Source organism: Pseudoduganella aquatica, from assembly GCF_009857595.1.
Classification (GTDB): Bacteria; Pseudomonadota; Gammaproteobacteria; order Burkholderiales; family Burkholderiaceae_D; genus Rugamonas; species Rugamonas aquatica_A.
In genome coordinates, this window is record NZ_WWCU01000028.1 from 67,618 (window position 1) to 86,925 (window position 19,308).

General features: G+C 65.8%; 17 protein-coding genes. 5 read left to right on the top strand and 12 right to left on the bottom strand.

Going from position 1 to position 19,308, the window contains the following annotated elements; genetic code table 11:
* Positions 1-24 precede the first annotated feature (24 nt).
* The 8 genes from GTP77_RS21310 to GTP77_RS21345 all read right to left on the bottom strand — a co-directional run bounded on the left by GTP77_RS21310 (position 25) and on the right by GTP77_RS21345 (position 8,278).
* The gene (locus GTP77_RS21310) at positions 25-510 is read right to left on the bottom strand and encodes an SRPBCC family protein (protein ID WP_161074161.1); all 486 of its coding nucleotides are present in this window, start codon (positions 508-510) and stop codon (positions 25-27) included.
* Entirely contained in the window at positions 507-839 is a 333-nt protein-coding gene (locus GTP77_RS21315; RefSeq protein ID WP_161074162.1) for an ArsR/SmtB family transcription factor, read from the bottom strand. Before GTP77_RS21315 ends, GTP77_RS21310 begins: the two co-directional genes overlap by 4 nt.
* Positions 840-964: 125 nt before the next feature.
* The gene (locus tag GTP77_RS21320) at positions 965-3,538 is read right to left on the bottom strand and encodes a TonB-dependent receptor plug domain-containing protein (RefSeq protein ID WP_228894759.1); all 2,574 of its coding nucleotides are present in this window, start codon (positions 3,536-3,538) and stop codon (positions 965-967) included.
* 296 nt (positions 3,539-3,834) lie between these two features.
* Positions 3,835-4,065 (bottom strand): hypothetical protein, encoded by a 231-nt coding sequence (locus tag GTP77_RS21325; RefSeq protein WP_161074164.1) that lies wholly within the window; start codon positions 4,063-4,065, stop codon positions 3,835-3,837.
* A gap of 1 nt (position 4,066) precedes the next feature.
* Positions 4,067-5,701 carry a M28 family peptidase gene (locus tag GTP77_RS21330; protein ID WP_223149376.1) on the bottom strand — a complete coding sequence of 545 codons (1,635 nt, stop codon included), beginning with the start codon at positions 5,699-5,701 and terminating at the stop codon, positions 4,067-4,069.
* Between the two features lie 23 nt (positions 5,702-5,724).
* Positions 5,725-6,435 carry a glutathione S-transferase N-terminal domain-containing protein gene (locus GTP77_RS21335; protein WP_161074165.1) on the bottom strand — a complete coding sequence of 237 codons (711 nt, stop codon included), beginning with the start codon at positions 6,433-6,435 and terminating at the stop codon, positions 5,725-5,727.
* 84 nt (positions 6,436-6,519) lie between these two features.
* A complete protein-coding gene (locus tag GTP77_RS21340; RefSeq protein ID WP_161074166.1) occupies positions 6,520-6,615 on the bottom strand; it encodes a PEP-CTERM sorting domain-containing protein in 96 nt (31 codons plus the stop codon).
* 4 nt (positions 6,616-6,619) lie between these two features.
* The gene (locus tag GTP77_RS21345; RefSeq protein WP_161074167.1) at positions 6,620-8,278 is read right to left on the bottom strand and encodes an acyl-CoA dehydrogenase family protein; all 1,659 of its coding nucleotides are present in this window, start codon (positions 8,276-8,278) and stop codon (positions 6,620-6,622) included.
* A 169-nt stretch (positions 8,279-8,447) separates the two neighbouring features.
* Between GTP77_RS21345 and GTP77_RS21350 the strand changes: the two genes are divergently transcribed.
* From GTP77_RS21350 to GTP77_RS21360, 3 genes are all read left to right on the top strand, one after another.
* Positions 8,448-10,289: a hypothetical protein gene (locus GTP77_RS21350; protein ID WP_161074168.1), complete on the top strand. Its 1,842-nt coding sequence runs from the start codon at positions 8,448-8,450 to the stop codon at positions 10,287-10,289.
* Positions 10,290-10,407: 118 nt separating this feature from the next.
* Complete coding sequence (locus tag GTP77_RS21355) at positions 10,408-11,106, top strand: DUF4197 domain-containing protein (RefSeq protein ID WP_161074169.1); 699 nt, start codon at positions 10,408-10,410, stop codon at positions 11,104-11,106.
* Positions 11,107-11,228: 122 nt separating this feature from the next.
* Positions 11,229-11,870: a PEP-CTERM sorting domain-containing protein gene (locus GTP77_RS21360; protein ID WP_161074170.1), complete on the top strand. Its 642-nt coding sequence runs from the start codon at positions 11,229-11,231 to the stop codon at positions 11,868-11,870.
* On the opposite strand, the gene GTP77_RS31085 is transcribed toward GTP77_RS21360, so the two are convergent.
* Positions 11,867-13,423: a sensor histidine kinase gene (locus GTP77_RS31085; protein ID WP_187358791.1), complete on the bottom strand. Its 1,557-nt coding sequence runs from the start codon at positions 13,421-13,423 to the stop codon at positions 11,867-11,869. The two genes, GTP77_RS21360 and GTP77_RS31085, sit on opposite strands and share 4 nt — an antisense overlap.
* A 141-nt stretch (positions 13,424-13,564) precedes the next feature.
* Here GTP77_RS31085 and GTP77_RS21370 point away from each other — a divergent pair, with 141 nt between their 5' ends.
* Positions 13,565-14,197, top strand: a complete 633-nt coding sequence (locus GTP77_RS21370) for a GIN domain-containing protein (RefSeq protein WP_161074171.1) — start codon at positions 13,565-13,567, stop codon at positions 14,195-14,197.
* Between the two features lie 40 nt (positions 14,198-14,237).
* Here GTP77_RS21370 and GTP77_RS21375 read toward each other — a convergent pair whose 3' ends face one another.
* The 3 genes from GTP77_RS21375 to GTP77_RS21385 all read right to left on the bottom strand — a co-directional run bounded on the left by GTP77_RS21375 (position 14,238) and on the right by GTP77_RS21385 (position 18,014).
* Positions 14,238-15,518, bottom strand: coding sequence for a hypothetical protein (locus GTP77_RS21375; protein WP_161074172.1), 1,281 nt, complete (start codon positions 15,516-15,518; stop codon positions 14,238-14,240).
* A gap of 10 nt (positions 15,519-15,528) precedes the next feature.
* The gene (locus tag GTP77_RS21380) at positions 15,529-16,425 is read right to left on the bottom strand and encodes a CsgG/HfaB family protein (RefSeq protein ID WP_161074173.1); all 897 of its coding nucleotides are present in this window, start codon (positions 16,423-16,425) and stop codon (positions 15,529-15,531) included.
* Positions 16,426-16,571: 146 nt separating this feature from the next.
* Entirely contained in the window at positions 16,572-18,014 is a 1,443-nt protein-coding gene (locus tag GTP77_RS21385; RefSeq protein WP_161074174.1) for a cytochrome P450, read from the bottom strand.
* A 103-nt stretch (positions 18,015-18,117) separates the two neighbouring features.
* On the opposite strand from GTP77_RS21385, the gene GTP77_RS21390 reads away from it, so the two are divergent.
* Entirely contained in the window at positions 18,118-19,149 is a 1,032-nt protein-coding gene (locus GTP77_RS21390; RefSeq protein ID WP_228894750.1) for a hypothetical protein, read from the top strand.
* Positions 19,150-19,308 lie beyond the last annotated feature (159 nt).

A 19,308-nucleotide genomic window follows, 5' to 3' on the forward strand; every position in this document is an offset into this window, starting at 1 on the left:
CTGAGCTGCCAGAGCCATTGGTTCTCAGGCGCGCAGATGGGCTTCCAGCTGGTCCAGCGTGCCGCCGTAGCCCTGCTGCATCGAAGGGCGCAGTTCGTCGAAGAACTGGTATTCGGCGGCGGTTTCGCCGAAGGGGATGGCGCTCAGCGACACCGTGGTGACGCCGTCCCGCTCGCTGAACGTCACCGTGTTTTCTATCTCCAGCGGGCACGCTTCGCTGAAGGGCGCACGCGCAATGCCGCAATGCTCGTTGGCGAAGGAATTCAGCCACACGATACGTTCCTGCGGCACGATCTCGCGGTAGTTGAAGCGGCCCCACATGGCGGGCATGCCGGCGAACAGCATGGCGTAGTGGAAGAAGCCGCCCGGCCGGAATTCCAGCCGCTTCACTTCCAGCTTGCAGCCCTGCGGCCCCCACCACTGCTGCAGGCGCTCGGCCTCGGTCCACGCCTGCCATACCTTGGCCAGCGGCTGCGGATACTGGCGTGAGATGGTGAATGCTTGCGTCATTTTTTATTCCCTTCCGTTGAGTTGAGGTAATCGCCTAGCCGGTCCAGGCGGTCTTCCCACATGCCCCGGTAAGTTTCCAGCCAGTCCGACACGTCTTTCAGCCGCGCCGCTTCCAGCTTGCACGGCCGCGTCTGCGCCAGGCGGCTGCGCGACACCAGCCCGGCCTGTTCGAGTACTTTGATGTGCTTGGAAACGGCCGGCTGCGTCAGCGCGAACGGCTCGGCCAGCTCGTTGACGGTGGCTTCGCCGGACGCCAGCCGGGCCAGGATGGCGCGCCGCGTCGGGTCGGCCAGGGCGGCGAAGGCGCGGTTGAGCGTATCGGTTTGCATGGGTCGCTTTCTTATATAACCTTATTGGAATATAAGCCGCGAGCAGCGCCATGTCAAATAAAAAAGGGCGGGTTAGCGGCGCATGCCGCCTAACCCGCCCCAAGCCACCCTAAGCTGCTGAAGGCTTAGAAGCGGTAGTTCAGCGAAGCGGCGAAGCTGCGGCCGAGCTGGCTGAACTGCGAACCGTCGTAGGTCACCATGGAGTAACGGCCGTTGAAGGTGATCAGATTGCTCTGCACTTCAGCCGGCGTCATGCCGTAGGCGTCGCGCGCGGTGCTGTCCAGGATTTGCTGGCCGGCGGCGTTCATGGCGCGGATGCGCCATTTCGGCGTCACGTTGAACATATTGTTCACGTTGAACGACAAGGTGGTGGACTTGTTCAGGTTGTAGTTCAGCGCGAAGTCGGTCACGGTCTTGGTCTTGAAGGCCGTCTCCAGGTTGGAATCCAGGCCGGCCTGGTGGAAGTAGGTCGGGCCGAACACCGTGTTGTTCAGCGACAGGTTGACGTCCTTGTAGTCCCAGTCGGCACCGATGATGGTCTTGAACTTCGGACGCGAGGTGAACATCAGCGCTTCCTGCGTGGCGTCCAGCACCGACTGGCCAGCGTTGGCCACCAGGCTAGGATTGTTGACCGCGCCGTCGCGCTCGTTTTTCAGCGAGTAGTTGCCCGACAGATTAAGCGTCAGCTTGCCATCCGCGAACGGGATGTTTTTGCGCGAGACCACATAGTCGATGCCCGAGGTGATGCTCGTCAGTGCGTTGACGAAGAAGCTGAGCGATACCAGACCCTTCGGCACCATCACCTTGTCCAGAGGACTCGCCGCGACGCAGGCATTGTAGGCGGCAGTCATAGCTGGCGTCACCGTACCAGTTGGCGGAGTGCAAACCGGCTTGATTTCCTTGCCAAGAACGATGCGGTCTTTGACCTTGATATGGTAGTAGTCGATGGTGATCGAGGTGTCGTTGTCGGGCTTCAGACCCAGGCCTACCGTAATATTGTTCGACTTCTCCGCCGTCAGCTTGGGCACAGTCAGGGCAGCCGCTTCAGGAGAAACGTTGTTCACCAGACCCGAGACCTGGATGCCGGCCCCGGCCACGAAGGAATATTGTGCCTTTTGCGTGAACGTCTGCGCCAGCGAAGGTGCGCGGAAGCCGGTGGAGGCGGAACCGCGCAGCGTGATGCTGTCGCTGACCTTGAAGCGGCTCGAAGCCTTCCAGACGAAGGCGCTGCCGAAGTCGGTATATTTTTCGTAGCGGCCGGTGCCGTCGATCAGCCACTTGTCGCTAATGTCCCAGGTGGCGCCGCCGTACACGCCATAATTCGAGCGCGACGAAGGGAAGGAGTTGATCGGATCGTTGCCGGCGTAGGAGTCGGCGCCGCCCTTGATATAGGACGCTTCCTCGCCCGCCAGCACCTGGTATTTCTCATGGCGCAGCTCGGTACCCGCGTAGGCGCTGACGGTCGGTGTGATCTGCTTGGACACGTCGCCGTTGAACACGTAGTGCTCGAACTTCACGCCGCCCGCAGCGAAGCTGGTGGGCGACTGCACCTTGCTGGCGCCGGAGGCGAAGTCCGCCGCCATGCCCCGGTTGATCGAATTGCTGACGCCGTATTCCTGCTCGTTGCCGCCGTAGGTCAGGCTCACGTCGGCGTTCCAGCCGCCGAGCGGGAACTTCACGCCGCCGGTGGCGTTGTAGTCGTCCAGCTTGCCGATAAAGCTGGGCACATAGCCCAGGTAAGGCGTGCCGGACGCGTGCAGCAGGCCGTAGTCGGTCGGACGCCAGTACGGCGTGCGGTAGTTCGCGAAGCTGTCGATTTTCTTGTGCACATAGGCCGCGTTGCCGTACAGCGAAACGCCGTCGGCCAGGTCGTAGCGGCTGTTGACCAGGGCCTTGGCGGCCTCGGTGGCGGGCGCGCCGTTGATGTTGCCGGCGTCCGGCTTGATGGCCAGGAAGGCCTGCACGTCCTTGATGGTGGCGCCGAAGTCGCTTGCGTCGCCGCGCGCATCGACGATGCCGGGACGGTTGGACAGCTTGGTCTTGGACACGTCCAGCGTGAAGTTGACGAAGCCCTGGTCGCCCAGCGCGATGCCCTTGTTCAGGCTCAGGCCGCCCATTTCGCCGTCGCTCTCGTGGGTGATGCCGCCGCGCGCAGTGATGGAGCCGCCTTCGGAGGCGTCTTTCAGGATGATGTTGACCACGCCGGCGATGGCGTCCGAGCCGTACTGGGCGGACGCGCCGTCGCGCAGCACTTCGATGCGCTTGATGGCGTCGGTCGGAATGGCGGAAATATCGGCGCCGCTTTCGCCACGGCCGGGCGAGGTCTGGGTGTAGATCAGGGAGCTGGAGTTCTTGCGCTTGCCGTTGATCAGGATCAGCACGCGGCTGGGGCCCATATTGCGGATCTCATACGGATCGAGCAGCGAGGTGGCGTCGTTCACCGGGGTCTGCACGGTGTTGAACGAGGGCACGCGGAACTGCAGCGATTTGTCCAGCGTGGACTGGCCGGTCTTGGTCAGCTCGCGGGCGCTCAGGATGTCGATCGGTACCGGGGTGTCGACCAGGGTGCGCTGCGCGCCACGGCTGCCGGTCGATACGATGACCACTTTCTGAATATCGTCCGCCGTCTGCTCCGCAGCGACGGGCGCGGCGGCTGGCTGGACTTCTTCCGCCAAAATATACGGGCTGGCGGACAACATCAACACTGCAAATGGGAAACTTTTCTTCATGGATCTTCTCTCTTGTAACGGTGTTTTTGGGTACATCGTCGCTTGTGGCGGGCTTACCAAGATTGAATGTATATGTAACATTTCCACGCGTCCACGCTTTCCAATCATGTGAACTCGAATACAACATTCCATGAAACACTTGTGATACTTGGTTGGAATTGTGTGTAACATGGGACGTGGCCCGTCCGCGCGGCGGACGATACCACTTTATTTTTTTCGCTTGACGGCGAGAGGGAGTTGGGCCGCCGGACGGCGGCCCGGAAGGATCAGCGGCGCGGCTTGCGGACCGGCGCAGCGGCTGCGGAAGCCGATGTGTACAGGGTTTTTGCGTCTTTGTGCGCCTGGTCGAGATTGCGCAGGGCCTTGTCGTCGTCATGCTTGACGAAGAACTCGGCGTCCTGGGCCGCTACTACCAATTTGATGGCGGCAGCGTCCGAAAGGTTATATTTCTCGACGATCAAGGTGGTCACTTCGTCGAGATACTCTTCGTAGGTCATATCATTTCCTAAATGTGTCGCCGAAGAAGTCACCCTTGTTCCAGGTGGGCTTTTCGGCCGCGTTGGCGATCTCCAGCGCGATGTTGTAATTGAGCTGCGCAAAGCGCGCAGCGGCGTCGAAATTAAAGGGCAGGTTCAGGTCGTCCGAGGGCTGGTGGTAGTTGGTGCTCAGGAAGTGCTCCCACTGCTTGGCGCCATCCTCGCCTTTCTGGAACGACGCCATGCCGGTGGCCAGGAAGATGGACGGAATGCCCTGGCGCACGAACATATAGTGGTCGGAACGGGTGAACAGGCCCTGCTCCGGCCACGGGTCCGGAATCAGCTCCAGGTTCATCGGTTTCAGCGCGCGCTGCAGATTGCCCTTCAGGCTGGAATGCTCGGCGCCGAAGGCCATCACGTTCTTGAAGTCGAAGGTCAGCAGCGGCATGTCGAGATTGACGTTGGCCACGATGGCGCGGGCCGGCACCGTGGGGTTGCTGGCGAAGTAATCAGCGCCCAGCAGGCCCTTCTCCTCGCCGGTCACGGCCACGAACAGGATGGAGCGTTTCGGCTTGACCTGGCCCTGGCTGAACAGGCGCGCCGTTTCGATCAGCGTGGCCACGCCGGAGGCGTTGTCCATGGCGCCGTTGAAGATATTGTCGCCGCTCTTTTCCTTCACCTGGCCCAGGTGGTCCAGGTGGGCGCTGAACACCACGTATTCATGTTTCAGCTTGGGGTCGCTGCCCTCTATCATGCCCACCACATTGCTGCTGGCCAGGTCGCTGCGCGTGCTTTGCGAGGCCATGCGCGCCGACAGGTCCAGCTCGCCGCGCGGCAGCGGCTTCTCGGCCGCCACCAGTTCATAGATGCTATCCAACTTCATCTTCGACTGCGCGAACAGCTTGTGCGCGGCCGGCATGCTCAGTGTGTAGCGGTTTTGCAGCGTGGGCTGCTGGTGCGCCGCCACGCCCTTGCCGTCCACCCAGGCCATGGTGGGGATGTAGCGGTATTCCTTGGCCCGCGCGAAGGGGAAGGCTTTTTCCGAGGCCGGCGTGGGAATGGTGATCATGCCCACGGCGCCGTGGCGCGCGGCCAGCTCGCGCTTCTGCTCGCTGCTGCTGAAGTGCGCACCCTCTTCGGTGGGGAAGCTGCGCGGCTTGCCGGCGAGGACCACGACGATCTTGCCCTTCACGTCCAGGCCCGCGTAGTCGTGGTGCTTGAGGCGGTCCGCCTCGATGCCATAGCCCGCGAACACCAGCGGCGCGGCGGCGGCCGACTGGTCTTCCAGCAAACTGCCGCCGGTCATGTAGTCGTCCAGGTAGGCCAGCTTTTCCGTGCCGCCCTTGCCGCTCAGCTCCAGCAGCGGCGACTCCTGCACCAGGCGTGTGGCGCGCAGCGGCACCCGCTGCAGGAAGCCGCCCTTGTCGCCCTTGGGCGCCAGGCCGTATTGCAGGAACTGCGTGGTGACATAGTGGGCCGCGATGTCGTAGCCCCGGCTGCCCGTTTCGCGGCCTTCCAGCAGGTCGTCGGCCAGGAAGCTGAGGTGGGCCTTGATCATGTTTTTATCGGCGCGCACGCTGTTCGCGTCCTGCGCATGCGCGGCCGCAGCCGCCAGGGCCAGCAGGCCGGCCGCCAGTATCGAGCTAGGTTTTTGCACTCTGTCGTCCTTGGTTGTTGTTATCAGTTCTGCGGGCGCTTCGGAATGTCCAGGCCGCGCTGCACCGCGGGCCGCGCCAGGCAGCGTTCCAGCCAGGCCGGCACGCGCGACAGGCTGGCATAGTCCACCAGCTCGCCCGCGCCGTAGAAGCCGACCAGGTTGCGCACCCAGCCTAACATGGCGATGTCGGCAATGGTATAGCTGTCGCCCATGATCCAATCGCGCCCTTCCAGCCGCGTTTCCAGCACCGCCAGCAGGCGCTTGGACTCGTTCACGTAACGCTGCAGCGGGCGCTTGTCCTCGTACTCGCGGCCGGCGAATTTGTGGAAGAAGCCCACCTGGCCGAACATCGGGCCGATGGCGGCCATCTGGAAGAACACCCACTGGATGGTTTCATAGCGCTCGGCCGGATCGGCCGGCAGGAACTGGCCGGTTTTCTCTGCCAGGTAGAGCAGGATGGCGCCCGACTCGAACAGCGCCAGCGGCTTGCCGCCCGGGCCGTCGGGGTCGATGATGGCGGGGATTTTGCCGTTGGGGTTGAGCGACTTGAACTCGGGCGTGTTACTTTCGTCCTTGGTGATGTCGACCAGGTGCGGCTCGTAGGCCAGGCCGGTTTCCTCCAGCATGATGGACACCTTCACGCCGTTCGGCGTGGGCAGCGAATACAGCTGGATGCGGTCAGGATGCTGGGCGGGCCAGCGCTGGGCGATGGGGAATTCGATAGGGTCCGGCATATGCACCTCCGTCTGGGAAAGACGCAAGTGTAGCGCCTGCGCGCAGGTCGTGCAGACCCGGACGCAGGCGCAGGCCAGGCGCGGTCAGGCGCGCAGTGCCTTGCGGCGGCGCGCGGCCGCCAGAGCCAGGATGGCGGCGCCTGCCAGCGCCAGCGAACCCGGTTCAGGGATCACGTGCACCTTGTTAAATTCCGCCGGGCCAGGCCTGCGCCAGCACGGCGCCGCAGTCGGCGCGTCCGTCCAGGGCGCCGAACACGCGGCCCCATTCGCCGTCGTAGCGGCTGGCCAGGAAAGCCTCGGCGCTGGCGGGGGCGGCCTGTTCGCGCATCAGCACCGCCTGCGCGGCCAGCATCAGTTTCTGCGTGTAGCGGCGGGCGCCGGCTTCCAGCTGCTCAGGCGGCTGGCGCAGCGCGTCGCGCAGGGCGGCGATTTCACTGCGCAGGCGCACCTCGTCCCCGGCCCGGCGCTGCAGGTCGTCCAGCAGCAGCTGCATGCTGTCCGGATGGCGCGCAATGGCGCGCAGCACGTCCAGGCACATCACATTGCCCGAACCTTCCCAGATCGAATTGACAGGCGCTTCGCGGAACAGGCGCGCCATTGGGCCGCCCTCCACGTAGCCGTTGCCGCCGAAGACTTCCATCGCCTCGCCGGCCAGCTCGACCGCGCGCTTGCAGATCCAGAACTTGGCGGAGGGCGTGACGATGCGCTTCCACGCCTGCGCGGTTTCCCTATCGCTGCCCGCCTCGCCGAAGGCCTGCGCCAGCTGCATGGACACGCGTAGCGCCGCCTCGCTTTCCAGCGCCATGTCGGCCAGCACGGAGCGCATCAGCGGCTGCTCGGCCAGGGTGCGGCCGAAGGCCTTGCGCTGGCGCGCGTGGTTCAGCGCCTGCACCAGCGCCTGGCGCATGAAGGCGGCGCTGGAGATGCTGTTGTGCAGCCGGGTGTTGGTGGCCATCTCGATAATGGTGGGGATGCCGCGTCCCTCCTCCCCCACCATCACACCCCAGGCGCCGTGGAACTCCACTTCGCTGCTGGAGTTGGAGCGGTTGCCCAGCTTGTCCTTCAGGCGCTGGATGTGGATGGGATTCTTGCTGCCGTCCGGCCGCCAGCGCGGCACGTAGAAGCAGGACAGGCCGGCGTCGGTGCGGGCCAGCACCAGGTGGGCGTCGCACATGGGCGCCGAGAAGAACCACTTGTGGCCGACGAGGCTGTACTCGCCGCCGCGTCCCTGCACACCGCCGGTGTGGGTGGCGCGCGTGGTGTTGCTGCGCACGTCGGTGCCGCCCTGCTTTTCCGTCATGCCCATGCCGACCATGATGGATTTCTTGGCGGCGGCCGGCAGGTCGCGCGCGTCGTGCTCATGGGAGAACAGCAGCGGCTGCAGCTGCGCGTACAGCGCCGTCTCCTGCCGCAGCACGGGGATGCAGGCGAAGGTCATGCTGGCCGGGCAGAAGGAGCCGGCCTCGATCTGGTTGTGCAGGTACTGGCTGGCGGCATAGGCGCTCCAGGCGCCGGCGCGCTGCTCGGCGAACGGCAGGGACACCAGGCCGTGGCGGCGCGTGATGGCCAGGAACTCGTGCCAGCTGGGATGGAACTCCACCACGTCGATGCGCTCGCCGCTGCGGCTATGCGTATGCAGCTCGGGCGGGTGGCGGTTGGCCAGCTCGCCCATGCGTATCACCGCCTCGCTGCCCAGCAGCGCGCCCTGTCCGGCCAGCGCCTGCGCATGCCAGCCGGCCCCGCCGCGCTGCACCGCGTCCTGCAGCAGCGGATCGGTCAGGTAGAGGTTGTAGTCCTTCAGCTCGGCGGACTGGTTGCTGATCTCGTGGGTTTCCCATTGCATGGCGGCCTCCGTTCTTCTGATCGAAGCAGTATAGAGTCATCCGCCCGTTGCCGGAACGCGACTGCGGCGGCTTGCAACCAAAAATCGCTTTGCCCTTGCAACTTGTCAATTTATAATCGAAATCTTGTCCAAGCTGTGATCGCGCAGGAGCACCAAACAGGAGCTTCAAATGGCTGCTTTTCGATTGTCTACCGCAAGCTGGAAATGGCTGATCTGCACCCTGAGCGCCGTCGCCGCGCTGCTGCTGGTGATGGACGCCAGCTGCGCCTTCCGCGCCCTGGCGCTCGCGCAGGAGCAAGGCACGCTGGGCGCCAGCCTGAACGACCACATCGGCCTGCACCCGGAAAGCCAGGGCACGCACCGGCTGCAGATCCTCCAGCTCGATCCCGGCTCGCCGCTGCTGGCCTTCGGCGCCAAGGCGGGCGACGGCGTGCAGTTCGACCGCGTGCAGAACCGATGGCGCCGCTTCACCGTGGGCGAGCCCGTAGGCCTGACCCTGTACCAGTCCGGCCCGCAGGCACAAACCAAGCATCTGACTGTGGCGGCGGTCGCCAGCCCGGTTCCCTTTGCCGAATCGTTCGACTACGCCGCGCGCCTGGCGCTGGCCGTGCCCGCGCTGCTGTTTACCGTGCTGATCGGCATCAAGCAGGGCGAGAACCGCTCGCAGCGCGCGCTGGCCATGGCCTTCTGCGTGCAGAACTTCACGCTGTACATGACCATCAACTACCTGCCGGCCGGGGCCGCCCTCGGCCTGGCCAAGCTGGTCCAGCTCACCGCGTTTCCCATGCTGTGGTACTGCGGCGTGCTGTTCGCCCTGCATTACCAGCAATACCCGGACACGCCGCTGCGGCGCTGGCTGTGGCGGCTGCTGCCGCTGCACCGCGCGCTGTGCCTGGCCACGGCCGCCTATGCGCTGTGGTTCGGCCTGGGCAACGAGGCGCCGCTGCTGCTGCCCTGCACCGGCATCGTGATCGCGCTCGGCGTATCGCTGTGGATGCTGAGCATGGTGGACGGCTGGCGCCAGTCGCGCGGCGAGATGCGCCAGCGCCACTACTGGCTGCTGCTGTCCTTCCTGCTGGGAACCATCCCGCCCATCCTGGTGTGGGTGCCGGCGCTGGACGGCGGCTACCAGGGCATGCGCTGGACCGTGATGGCCATGTTCGCCGGCCAGCTGCTGATGTATATCGGCCTGGCCTATTCCGTGCTCAAGCACCGCGTGTTCCATTTCGAATTCGCCATCAGCCGCATGCTGATCTTCAGCGTGGTCAGCGTGCTGCTGCTGTGCGTGTTCGGCGTGGTGGAGCGGATCTCGTCCTCGCTGCTGCACGGCGGCGGCCATGCGGATGCCCCCACCGTGACGCTGGTGCTGGACGGCCTGATCGCGCTGGCGGTCTACCTGGCCTTCCACCATATGCACGGCCGGGTGGAGCGCTGGGTCGAGCGCGTCTTCTTCCACCAGTGGCACGACAACGAACACAAGCTGCAGCACTACGTGAAACAGGCGGCCCATATCACCACCGTGGACGCCCTGCTCGACTCCTGCCGCCAGGCCATGGACCGCTTCACCAGCCAGGCCGGCTGCGCCATCTACCTGCGCCAGGCGGACGGCCGCTACGAACCGGCCACCGCCGGCACGCTGGCCGGCGCGCCGGACAGCATGGCCGCCGACGACAGCATCGCCGTGGCGCTGCGCGCCGAAATGGCGCCGCAGTTGGGCGGCGGCGGCCAGCTGGCCCTGCCCATGAGCCATCGCGGCACGCTGTACGGCTTTGTGCTGCTCGGCCCCAAGCCCAACGGCGAGAGCTACCGCCCGGACGAATGCACCGCCCTGGACTTCGCGGTGCGCCAGATCGGCCTGGACCTGCACGCGCTGCGGGTGGAGCTGCTGGAGCGCGAAGTACAGAAGCTCACCGAGCACACCGAGCAGCAGGGCAAGGAGCTGCGCCTGATGGCCGGCCGCCGCCAGGCGCCGCGCCACCTGAGCAGCGTGCAGGGCGGCGCGCAGGCCTGAGACGTGGCTGAGGGCTGGGGGCTGGGGGCTGGGCGCGGGGCCCGGTGAGGGCTGAAGACTGGCACGCGCGGCGCGCTTGGCGTACCATGCCTTACTGCCCTTACCTTGCGAGTCCGCCATGTTTTCATCCTTCCGCATGCCATCCCGTCTGGCCTACCGCGCGCTGCCGCTGCTGCTGGCCGCCTCCAGCGCCTGGGCCGTCTCGCTGGCCGACCTGTCCAGCACGGACGTGAACGGCGCCCTGAAAGCGGCGCTGGAACGCGGCTCGAACGCGGCCGTGAGCAAGCTCGGCACGGAGAACGGCTTCCTCAACAACGAGAAGGTGAAGATCCCGCTGCCCAAGGTGCTGGAGCAGGCGCGCCCCATCCTGAAAATGACGGGCCACGCGCAGCAGCTCGACGACCTGGTGGTGTCCATGAACCATGCGGCCGAGGCCGCCGTGCCGCTGGCCAAGCCGCTGCTGGTGGACGCGGTCAAGAACATGACGCTGACCGACGCGAAAAACATCCTGAGCGGCGGCGACACCTCGGTCACGCAGTTCTTCCGCGAAAAGACCTCGGCCCAGCTGGGTGTGAAGTTCCTGCCCATCGTGAAGAAGGTGACGGACAAGTCCAACCTCTCGGCCAAGTACAACGGCGCCATGGCCAAGGTGTCGAAAATGGGCCTGGCGCAGGCCGGCACGGTGGAGGACTACGTGACCGAGCGCGCGCTGGACGGCCTGTTCACCATGATAGGCGAGGAGGAAAAAGCCATCCGCAACGACCCCATCGGCACCGGCAGCAAGCTGATCGGCAAAGTATTCGGCGCGCTGAAGTAGTGTCGGAAAATTTTACAGTGCCGGCCGCGCAACGCGGCTGCGTACCGTATTTGCCTACGGCCAATAAACAGGCATGAAACCTGCTTAACATTCATCAACTATAAATGTTTCCGGGATTAAGCATGAAACGCCTGTTCCTCGCGGCGCTGCTCGCCGCCTGCTCCGCCCTCTCGCATGCGGACGTGATCTACGACAACGGCCTGGGCGCGGACGACGCCCGCAGCGGCTACTTCTCCACCGCACTGGCGCAGAGCCGTGTGCTGGACGATTTCAGCCTGGCCGGCACGCGCACCATCAACAGCGTGTTCTTCCAGATGGGCTTGACGGAAGACCCCTTCCTGGGCGCGTTCACCTTCACCATCTACCAAGACCCGGGCAACAACGGCATAGGCGCCGCCATCTACGAGCTCACGCTCAATCCCGGCGACTACACGGCCGTGCCGAACGCCATCATCAGCTATCCCTACACCACCTTCTACGATGTGAACTTCAACGTCGGCGCGGTGACGCTCGATGCCGGCAACTACCTGCTGAGTTTCTACGGACTGGATCTCGAATTCCGCACCGCCAACACCGGCGACCCGGCGGGCAGCTACCTGCAGCTCGATGAAAGCGGCGGCGACCTGTTCCTGCGCGACGGCGGCACGCCCTTCCGCCTGGATGGCAGCACGCCGGCGGCCGGCGTCCCCGAACCGTCCAGCCTGCTGCTCTCGGGCATCGCGCTGGCGGCGCTGGCCTTCCACCGCCGCCGGCGCCGCGCTTAAGCGCCCTGCTTCGCCGGCGCGTTCGCGCCGCGGGCCTGCTGCAGCGCTTCCCACAGCTCGCGGTATTCCAGCCGCTCGGCCATGGTTTCTATGCTGCGCGCCAGCGCCGGATGCGATGGTTCAACGCGCAGCAGCAGCTCGTTGAGTCCCTTGCGGTCCAGGTGCTGGACCGCGTTGCACAGCGCCTCGTAAGTGGCGTGGTCCAGCGCCTGCACCTCGGCCGGCGGCACGGCGGCGGCGTCGGATGGGGCCGGCTCCGCTGCCGGCTGCGCGCCCAGCTGCTCCACGTCGCTCAGGCCGCCCGCCGGGCGCGCGGGGTCGGCGTCCGTGCGCGACAGCGCCAGCACCTGGTCGATCAAGGTCAGCAGATGCTGGCCGGAGTGGTGGATAAAGCGCAGGTTTTCGCGCTCGTCCTCGCTGAGCGACTGCGAGCGCCCCATCAGCTCGGAAAAACCGATCACCGCGTTCAGCGGCGTGCGCAGCTCGTGGCTCATATTCGACAGGAACACGCTCTTGGCGCGGCTGGCCGCCTCGGCCCGGTCCAGCGCGGCCGCCAGCGCCTGCGTGCGCTCCTCCACCAGCTGCTCCAGCCCGCTGCGGTACTGCGCCAGTTCGCCTTCGGCCTGCTTGCGCTCGGCGTCCGCCTGCGCCAGGCGCTGCTGCGTCTCGCCCACCCAGCCCAGCACGCTGTCGCGCGGCGCGGCCGGCGGCGGGGCGGAAAAATCGCCGCTGCCCAGGCGGGAAATATGGCGGTACAGCTGCGGCACCGAGCCGCCCAGCACCGCCAGCACCTCGCCGCGCGCCATCCACACCATCACCAGCAGCATGGCCACCAGGCACAGGAACACCAGCCGCAGCTGGAAGGCGCGCTGCTCGCTGAGCTGCACCACGGTCAGCGTGCGCTGGTCGGCCAGCTGCGAGAACTGGCGGATGGGCGCGAGGATGCCATCCTTGGCGCGGTGGTAGTCCTCGCCGTGCAGCATGGCGCTGGCTTGCGCGCGCGCCGCCGCCGGAGATGGCTTGCCTGCGTCCACCAGGCGCATGGCGGCGAATTCGGTGACGGTGAGCGCGTCCGAGCGCAGCTTGGCCTGCTCCAGCAGGGCCAGTTCCTGCTGCGTGAAACCGGCGTGCCGTATCAGCGCCATCAGGGGCAAGGCGCCCGCCCCCTGGCCGGCCTGGACGGCGTCGGCCGGCAGCACTTCCCAATAGTTGTTCGGTTCCTTGGCGAAGCGCGGCAAGCGGCCTTCCCGCACCGAGATGATCTGCTCGAACTGGCTCCGGTATTGCACCTCGCCGGTGGCGACATAGGTGCGCGCCATGCGCGTCAGTTCGTCGGATGACTGGCGCAGCTGGTTGGCCAGGAAAGCAGCTTGCTGCTGCTGCTCGTTGGCCACGTCGATCTTTTTCTCCGCCCGCACGTAAAACGCGAAACTGACCGCCAGCAGCAGCGACACCCCCAGCGTCAGCCAAAGGTGGACGGTAAGGCGGGACAGGCGTCGGTTCGGAGCGGCCGTGCTGCGCATAGTCGTTGTGGTCGGTGGAGGCGCGCCCATGGTATGCCTATCCCCCCGCAGCGGCAAGTAATGTTGCAATTGGGGCCGCCGATTTTGCAGTTCGTCGCAAAATCCACCACAGCGGCGCGGCCCCTCACTACAATGGCGTTACTAATTACTCAACACAAAACAGGGGAAACCATGCACCGTCTTTTGATCCAGACCGCCATTGCAACGCTTGCCGCCGCCTCCTTCTCCGCCCATGCCGACGAGCAGGTGCGCACCGTGCAGCCGTTCACCGCCATCGACAGCAAGGGCGCCTACAGCATCGTCGTGGAGGCGGGCAAGACCCAGTCGCTGAAGGTGTCCGGCACGCCGAAATTCCTCGGCAGCCTGGTGACGGAAGTGGTGAACGGCGAGCTGAAGATCTACAACCGCGAACGCAACAGCAGCAGCACCACCGGCGATCCGCGCGTGGTGATCACGGTGCCGGCGCTGGCCAAATTCATCGGCGAAGGCGCGGGTGAAACGGTACTGAAGAATATGGCGGGCGAACGCCTGGACGTGAGCTACCAGGGCGCTGGCCGCTTCGAAGCGCAAGGCAAGGTCAAGCTGCTGCGCCTGAAGGCGCAGGGCGTGGGCGAGGTGGATACCAAGGCGCTGGACACCGAACGCGCCGACGTCAATTTCAACGGCATCGGCAATGTGAAAGTCACCGCGCACGATACGCTCAACGCCGTGGTGAACGGCATGGGCAGCCTGACGTATTACGGCAAGCCGCGCCATATCAACAAGACCGTCAACGGCATCGGCAACGTCAACGCCGGCGATTGATTCAGCAATGGCGGGTTACGGCTGCGCCTAACCCGCCATTTCACCGCAAGCTGTCCGCCAATCGCGGCGACGACAGCAGCTGGCGGAAGGCCGTCCAGCGCTGCGCGCGCGCCGTCTCCGGATCGGCCGAGGTGGCGTGGCGCTTGACGTACTCGCCCACCAGATCCGCGCCCACGGTGTAATTGATCACATAGCCCCGGTTGGCGTCGTAGAACCGGATGCGCTGCTCGGCCTTCTCCGGCGGATACAGCAGCACATTGACCAGCCACTCCACCGTCTGCGCGCGCGTGGCCTTGCCGTCCAGGTAGGCGCGCGCGGCGTCGTTGTCCGCGTAGGCCAGCTTGCCGAACAGCTGCGTCAGCGCGGCATAGGTTTCGGCCAGCGCCGGGTCCAGTCCAGCCAGCGGATACAGCACGCCGCGCTCGAAGTCCAGCCGCTCCTGCGGCGTGAACGCCATCAGGATGCCGTAGTTGGCGCTGCCCTCGGCCACCAGCGACATCGGCGAATACAGCGGGTACACGCTGAACTCCTGCCAGTTCTTGCCCTTCATCAGGGTCTGCTCCAGCAGCGCGTTGTAGACGTGGTGGCCGGGGTAGCCTTCATGGCAGCCCAGGTCCACCGCGCGGTCGATATAAATCGGGAATTCGGTATTGATCTGGATCAGGCTGTGCGCGCCGCCCTTGTACCAGTTGTAGCCGGACCAGGGCTGGTTCTGCACAAACTCCAGCACGAAGCTCTCGCCGGCAGGCATGGTGATGTACTTGGCCGTGCGCTCGCGGCAGGCGCGGATGGCCGCCTCCATCACGGGGCGCAGCTTGTCCTTGGGGATTTCCACCTTGGCGCGGAAGGCCTGCACGCGCGCGGCCAGCGGCCCTTCGCCGCCCAGTAGCTTGCCGATGCGGTCCTGCAGCTCCAGGTAGTAGGCGCGGTCATGCTGCGGCGCCACCGCGTTGTACATGGTGGCGGTTTCTTCGTCAAAGCTGAACTTCTTCCCGCCCAGCATATCGACGCGCATCAGCATGGACTGCAGCTGCTTGTCGAGGAAAGCGATGCGCAGCGCCTCGTCTGGATCGGCGCCCGGCGCAGGCAGCGCCTTGCGCGCCGCCGCCGCCTCGCTGCGGATGGCGGCCAGGCTGAGCTTCTCCTTCGCAGCCTGCTCCTGCAGCTGCGCCGGTCCGTAATAAGCGTCCACGTAGGAAGCGTCGTGCTGGCCCACGGCCAGCACCAGCTTCATATAGCGTTCGCCCACCTCCTGAACCGGAGCCGCCCAGGCACTGCCTGCGATCAGCATGGCCACTCCTCCCGCAAGCAGTTTACGCATGCACTATCCTTTATTTTTTCTTGGTGTCCTTCTTTGCAGGAGTCTTGGACGCCGGCGCCGCAGCCGGCTGCGAAGCCGGGGTGCTGCCGCCCTGCACGCCCAGCGCGCCGCCGGTGCCCAGGCCGCCCGCTACTTCCTGCGCCTTGTAATTGCGCACCGCTTTCACGAGCTGGTTGTACGAGTCCATGAAGGCGGCGATCAGGATTTTACCCTCAGGCGTATTGGAATAGCCACCGGCGCCTGCAAAGCCACCCGCGAACACGCCGCCGAATACATTGAAGTCGAAGTTCTTGGCGCTGCCCTCGGCCGCCGCCAGCTGCACGCCGGAGCGGTTGTCTATCATCAGCAGGGTGGTCGAGGCCTCGTTGGCCTTGATGCCGCCCGCCACCATGCCGGCCACGCTGCCGATCAGGCCAAAGCCGCCCAGCGCGCCGCCCATGCCGGACGTGCCTTTCTGGCTGAAGTTGATGGTGGGGCTCATGGTGTAGTCGGCCGCCACCATCTGGCCCTTGCCGAAGTTGCTGCCGGCGCGCATCTCGCCGCTTTGCTGAATGTCGCGCTCCATATTCATGTTCTTCAGCGCGGCGCCGCGCTCCACCACCACGAAGCAGTTGGACTGCTGGATCATCATGCGCAGCACCGGCACGGTGGAGCCCAGCTTGTACTGCGACAGCGCGTGGTACCACGGCGCGGACTGGTCTTCGACCACGCCCAGCGTGCCCAGCGTCTTGTCGCATTTTTCCAGCTGCGAGCTGGCGTTGGCGGCGTTGGCGCCGCCGGCCGCGCCGGTGGCGACCGTGCCGCCGCCGCCCAGCTTGGGCTCGGTGCCGGCGCAACCGGCCAGCGTCAGCGCGGCAATGGCTGCTGCGAAATATTTACCTTGATTTTGGATGGTTTTGCTGTTCATGGTAGGACTCCCCTGGTCGTTTGCGTGGGCAAAGATGCGCTTCATTTTAGTCGTCAGGGAGTATATTTCAAACAACAAGTTAGATTCTATGCAATTGTCACAGTGGTAATTTAATTTAACAATTGAATGGATGAGCTTAATAGTTTTCAGCTACGGAATTTCAGGCGCAGCGTCAGGCTTTCGGGCGACATGACGAAGCCCATCACCTCCCCGGCCTCCCCGCCGCCGGCCGTGTCCACCGCCAGCACGTCGTAGCGCGCCAGTATCATCGCCATGGCGATCTTGATCTCCAGCAGCGCCAGATAGCGCCCCGGGCAGGTGCGCGGGCCGGAGCCGAAAGGCGCGCCCACTTTCTTGTCGGCGGCGATGGCGCCGCCGGCGTCCGGCAGCCAGCGCTGCGGGTCGAATTCGGCGGCGCGCGGGAAATGGCTGTCCTCCACCGTGTGGTGGCGCAGCACGCACCACACCAGCGCCCCCGCCTTCACTTCTATCCCTGCCACCGCCGTATCGCGCAGCGCTTCCACCGGCAGGAAGGGCGCCACCGGCTTCAGGCGCATGGCTTCCTGGATGCAGGCGTCCAGATAGTCCAGCGCGTCCATCTGGACTATGCTGAAGCTGGATGCATCCGGCGCGTGCAGCAGCACTTCGGCGCGCGCCTTCTCCATGGCTTGCGGGTGGCGCTGCAGCAGGTAAAGCAACCAGGCGATGGTGTTGGCCGTGGTGTCTTCCCCCGCCAGCAGCATGGTCGAGACATTGCCGGCCACGGCGCGGTCGTCCACGCCGCTGTCCGGCTGGTCGGCGGCGGCGATCATGGCTTCCAGCAGATTGGCGGGGCGCGCCGCGCGCGACGGGTCGGCCGCCAGACGCGCGCGGGCCTGGGCCACCAGCTCGTCCACCGCGCTGGCCAGCGCGGCCACCGAGCGCTCCAGGCGGCGGTCCTGCGGCAGCTTGAAGTAGCGCCAGTAGGGCCACAGCGCCATGCTGCGGCGCGCGATGGCGGGCAGGATGTCGTCCAGGTGGCGCTGTATGGTGTCCTCGCCGCCGTCTATGGTGTTGACGTCGGTGCCGAAGGCCAGGCCGGCGATGATGTCCACCGTGTAGCGCTTCAGGTCCGCCGCCAGGTCGATATCGCGCCCGGCCTGCGCCGCGCCGTCCCAGCGCTTGCGCAGGCGCAGCGCCACCTTGGCCAGCGAAGGGAAATAGGCCTTGATGGCGTGCGGCGCAAAGCCCTGCATCACCATGCGGCGCTGGTTGCGCCACTCGCTGCCCTCGGCCATGAACAGGCCGGGCAAGCCGCCCATTTCCTCGGACACATTGGCCGTCACGCTGGGGCGGCGGAAGCCGTCCGGGCGCTCGCGCAGGATGGCGGCCACGGCTTCATGGTCGGCCACCACCAGCACCTCGGTGCGGCCGAAATACAGCGGGAAGAATGTGCCGTAGCGCTGGCACAGGCGCTCGATGTCGCGGTGCACGCTCAGCGCCCTCACTTGCAGCAGATTGCCCACCAGCGGCCAGGGGCGCGGACCGTGCAGGGATGACACGCTGCGCAGCGGCTGGCCTTCATGGGACAGGGTGACGGTAGTGGACATGCAAGCTTCCTTTGCTGATGATTTTGCCAAGACAACAACATCATAGCGGATAGCGCACCGCTGCGGTGCGTGGCCTTGCCGCGCAGCGGCGTACCATGGCGGGATGGACACGCAACGCATCCGCAAGCCGCTGGCTGGCGCGCTGGCGCTGATCTCGGCGCTGGCCTTGGCGCAGGCGCCGGGGGCGGACACACCCATGCCCACGGTAAGCGTCTCCGGCACCCGCGAGCCGGTCGACAAATCCTACCGCAAGATGTTGCGCGGCATGGACCGCTATGAACAGGCGCGCGCGCTGGCGCCGCAGTCCTCGCTGCGTTTCCAGCTGCTGCCGCGCCTGCCCGGCGTGAAGCTCGACGGCGTCACCCTGAAAGTGGTGGGCGACAGCATCGCGCTGCCGGTTCCCCTGGCGCCGGACCACAGCTTCACCCTGGAACGCAACGCGCAAGCCTGGCGCGAGGACGCCGCACTGCTGGCCAACCGCAGGACCAGCAGCATGACCTGGCGCGCCCTGGTGCGCAGCGCCGGCGTGCCCGAAGGCATGCGGCGGCTGGGCGACCTGCGGCTGGAGTGCCTGGTGGGGATCGAGTCGGGGCTGGTGTCGAACAACTCGGCCATGTTCGCGTGGCTGGCCGACATGCTGGCCGACGCGGACAAGGTGTGCGCCGCGCCGGACGGCAACTACCTGCAGTTTGCCGCCAGGCCGCTGTTCGGCGTCACGCTGCATGCGGGCGGCCGCACGACGGCGCTGCCCTTCCGCGCCTTGTACGCGGGCGGCACGCAAACCGAGGCCACGCTGCCCTACTGCGACTGCCAGGTGCTGCTCGACCGCAGCTACTACGCGCCGATATGGGACCGCAGCTGGCCGGACGGCACGCTGCTCAGTTTCGATTACATGGATGGGGAGCCGGATGCGGCGATGCCGCCCGGCGTGGCCAGCAAAGAAGCGGCGCGCGCGGCGCTGGGGGAGCCAGCAGCCGCGCTGCGCTTCAACAGCGGCTACGAAGTGTGGCAGTACCAGTATCCGCCCGCCGCGAGCTTGCCGAAGGGGAACGACGGCAGGCCGCAATTGGCGGAACTGGTGCTGCTGTTCGACGGCGCCGGCGCAACACTCAAATACCGGCGCCGCGAACCGTAGCCGCTGCGGTGCGGCGGGTTACGCACTGCGTGCTAACCCGCCCTTGTATTATTCCATCTGCCCCGAAAACGGAACGTCGGGGCAGAGCAACTGGATGCCGTACCCGCCCTTGGTCGCCAAGACCGTGATGTAGATTTCGCAGCAGTTGCTCTTATTCCA